The following is a 3,172-nucleotide window of genomic DNA, read 5'->3' on the forward strand; positions in this document are numbered from 1 at the left end:
AAGCCGGCGTGATGCCCAGCGAGCAACTGCTGGCTGAAATGGGCCAGTTCAACGAAGAGCTGGTGAAGGCCGGCGTCATGCAGGCCGGCGAAGGGCTGCACCCCAGCTCGAAGGGAGCCCGCGTGCGCTTTTCCGGCAAGAGCCGTGAGGTGGTCGACGGCCCGTTTGCCGAAGCCAACGAGCTGGTCGCCGGCTTCTGGCTCTGGAAATGCGCCTCGCTGCAAGAGGCGATCGAATGGGTCAAGCGTTGCCCGAACCCGATGCTGAGCGACTCGGAGATCGAGATCCGCCAGATCTTCGAAGCCGAAGACTTCGGCGAGGCCTTCACGCCGGAACTGCGCGAGCAGGAAGAGCGGCTGCGGGCTCAGATCGGCGGATGAGGCCAAGTCTGCAGGGCGTCCTGTCGCAGGCTCTGTTTGACCGGTCGCGCCTACAGGCCCAATTCACTCAGACCTGCATGCTCGTCGGGCCGCCGACCGGGCTTCCAGAAGTACTGCCGTTCGGACTCGCGAATCGGCAGGTCGTTGATGCTGGCGTGACGGTGGGTCATCAGCCCGGCCGCGTCGAAGGCCCAGTTCTCGTTGCCGTAGCTGCGGTACCACTGGCCAGAGTCGTCGTGCCATTCGTAGGCGAAGCGAACGGCGATGCGGTCGCCATCAACTGCCCACAGTTCCTTGATGAGTCGGTAGTCGAGTTCGCGCGACCATTTGCGCGTGAGAAAGGCCTGAACGGCTTCGCGACCGGTCACGAACTCCGCCCGATTGCGCCAACGCGTGTCCGGGCTGTAGGCCAGCGCGACGCGGGCCGGGTCGCGGCTGTTCCAGGCGTCTTCGGCGAGGCGAACCTTTTGGATGGCGGTCTCGCGGGTGAACGGTGGCAGGGGTGGGCGGCTTTCCATGGGTTTCCTTTTGAAGTGACAATCGAGGCCTGTAGACAGACTTGTCTACTTGGTTGATTGTGGCGGTTGTAGACAGGTCTGTCTACAATGCCCGCATGCTGACCGATGACACCCTCGACCTGAGCAGCCTGCCCGTGCGGGATCGAATCCTGTTGACGGCGCACGGCCTGTTCTACCGCGATGGCATTCGCGCCACAGGGATCGACCGCGTGATCGCCGAATCGGGCGTCACCAAGGTCACGTTCTATCGCCAGTTCCCAAGCAAGAACGACCTGATCTTGGCCTTCCTGGCACTTCGGCACGATCGTTGGATGGCGTGGTTCAAAGACGCTTTGATTCGCCACGGCAGCGAGCGCAAGGGTGTTCAGGCGTTGGTGCCCACCTTGGCCGAATGGCTCGGCCACGAAGAGTTTCGTGGCTGTGCCTTCATCAACAGTGTGGGCGAGCTCGGCGGTACCTTGCCGGAAGTGGTGAACGTCGCGCGTCGTCACAAGCAAGACATGGCCGACGTCATTGCGACGCTGTTGCCGCCGTCACGCGCGCGAACTCGCCACGCTCGGGCCTTGGCGCTTGCCGTAGACGGTGCCATCGTCCAGGCGCAGTTTCAGTCGGAGCCGCGAGAGGTCTTGAAAGACCTCGACTGCCTGGTTGAAGCGATGGAAGATTGATCAAGCGATGTGGCGTGCCGGCGTCGAAGTGCGCACCGTCATGGTGCTTGTTTACCCGTAGCCGGAGTGGCGCTTCGCCAAGGCAACATCTGCCCTTTCCGAAATGATCCAGCGCGATCAATCACAACAGAGGGGCTGATGATGAGGAGAGGGGGACGGCGAGCGTTTTCGCTGGGGTTGGTCACGTTGCTGACCATGGGCTCGCAGGCCTGGGCGGTAAGCGGCATCCAGTTCGATGGCACGACGCTCGTGCAAGGCGCCACGCTGGCCATGAATGGCAGTGGCAGCCGCTACCGGCTGATGTTCAAGGTCTACGACATGGCCTTGTACCTGCCACGCAAAGCCAACGCCGTGGATGCCGTGCTGAACATGGAAGGGCCCAAGCGCCTGGCCTTCGTGGCGCAGCGCGACATCCCGGGCACCGATCTCGGCCTCGCGTTCATCAAGGGCCTGCAGGCGAACAACACCAACGACCTGGTACAGCGCCACACGCTGTCGTCGACCCGGCTGATCGAGATCTTCTCGGGCAAGGCGAAGTTGGTCGCCGGGGACACCTTTGCGATGGACTACCTGCCCGGCAAGGGCACGCAGTTCTACATCCAGGGGCAGCCGCAAGGCGCGCCGGTGGGTGACGGCGAGTTCTTCGCCATGGTGCTGCGCATCTGGCTAGGGCCGCAGGCGGTCGAGCCGAACCTCAAGGACGCACTGCTGGGCATCGAGCGGCGCAACGCCTATTGAGCTTTTGGCTTCGGCGAGCGCAGGCGCCGGCGGTGCTCGCAGCCCTCAGGCTCGCTTCAACCGAATGTGCGCAATCAGCCCGCCATCGCGCGCATTGGCCAGTTCGAGATTGCCATCCATGCGCTGCAGCGATTTCTTGACGATCGCCAGGCCCAGGCCGGCGCCGGTGGCGGCGGTGCGGGCGGCATCGCCGCGGAAGAACGGCGTGGTCAGGTGCTCAAGCTTTTCGTGCGCCACACCTTGGCCGTAATCGCGCACGGTGACGATGATCGAGTCGCCCACTTGCACGTGCGTCACCTTGACCTTGGTGACGCCGGTGTCCACCGAGCGACCGTAACGGCGGGCGTTTTCGAACAGGTTGGCGAACACGCGGCCGAGCTCGGTGTCGTCGCCCTTGACGATCAGCCCCGGCGTCAGCCGCAGTGAGATGCGGATCTGCGAGGTGTCGCGGAAGGCGGCCGCCTCGCGCACGATCACATTGGTGAGGTCGACCGGGCCGGTGCGCGAATCGTCCGGCCGCGCGTAGTCCATGAACTTGTCGATGATCGCGTCGAGCTGATCGATGTCGGCCGCCATGTTGCGGCGGGCCTCGTCGTCGGCCACGCTGATCTCGGCCTCCAGCCGCAGGCGGGCCAGCGGGGTGCGCAGGTCGTGCGAGATGCCGGCCAGCATCACCGCGCGCTGCTCTTCCACCTTGGCCAGCTCGCGCGCCATTCGGTTGAAGCCGATGTTGACCGCGCGGATCTCGCTGGTCATCGTCGATTCATCGAGCCGTGAGTCGAACTCGCCCTCGCGGATGCGGCTGGCGGCGAACGACAGGTTCTGCAGCGGCCGGTTGATCAGCCGGGCGATCGTCACCGAGCCGAGC

Annotated in this window: 5 protein-coding genes; 3 read left to right on the top strand and 2 right to left on the bottom strand. The window is 64.4% G+C overall.

The genetic code is table 11. The features are described from left to right. Positions 1-380, top strand: a 380-nt coding sequence (locus tag AC1DYI_RS30625) for a YciI family protein (RefSeq protein ID WP_477207888.1), incomplete at its 5' end; no start/stop codon positions are given. A gap of 50 nt (positions 381-430) precedes the next feature. Here AC1DYI_RS30625 and AC1DYI_RS30630 read toward each other — a convergent pair. Beyond that, entirely contained in the window at positions 431-898 is a 468-nt protein-coding gene (locus tag AC1DYI_RS30630) for a nuclear transport factor 2 family protein (protein WP_477207889.1), read from the bottom strand. Positions 899-993: 95 nt separating this feature from the next. Here AC1DYI_RS30630 and AC1DYI_RS30635 point away from each other — a divergent pair, with 95 nt between their 5' ends. Beyond that, positions 994-1,566 (top strand): TetR/AcrR family transcriptional regulator, encoded by a 573-nt coding sequence (locus AC1DYI_RS30635; RefSeq protein ID WP_477207890.1) that lies wholly within the window; start codon positions 994-996, stop codon positions 1,564-1,566. A 195-nt stretch (positions 1,567-1,761) separates the two neighbouring features. Further along, on the top strand, positions 1,762-2,304 hold the full coding sequence (locus AC1DYI_RS30640) for a chalcone isomerase family protein (protein WP_477207891.1): 543 nt from the start codon (positions 1,762-1,764) through the stop codon (positions 2,302-2,304). Between the two features lie 45 nt (positions 2,305-2,349). Here the strand turns inward: AC1DYI_RS30640 and AC1DYI_RS30645 are convergent. After that, on the bottom strand, positions 2,350-3,172 hold an 823-nt coding region (locus AC1DYI_RS30645; RefSeq protein ID WP_477207892.1), incomplete at its 5' end, for an ATP-binding protein.

Source organism: Ideonella sp. P3_A4 (assembly GCF_056403075.1).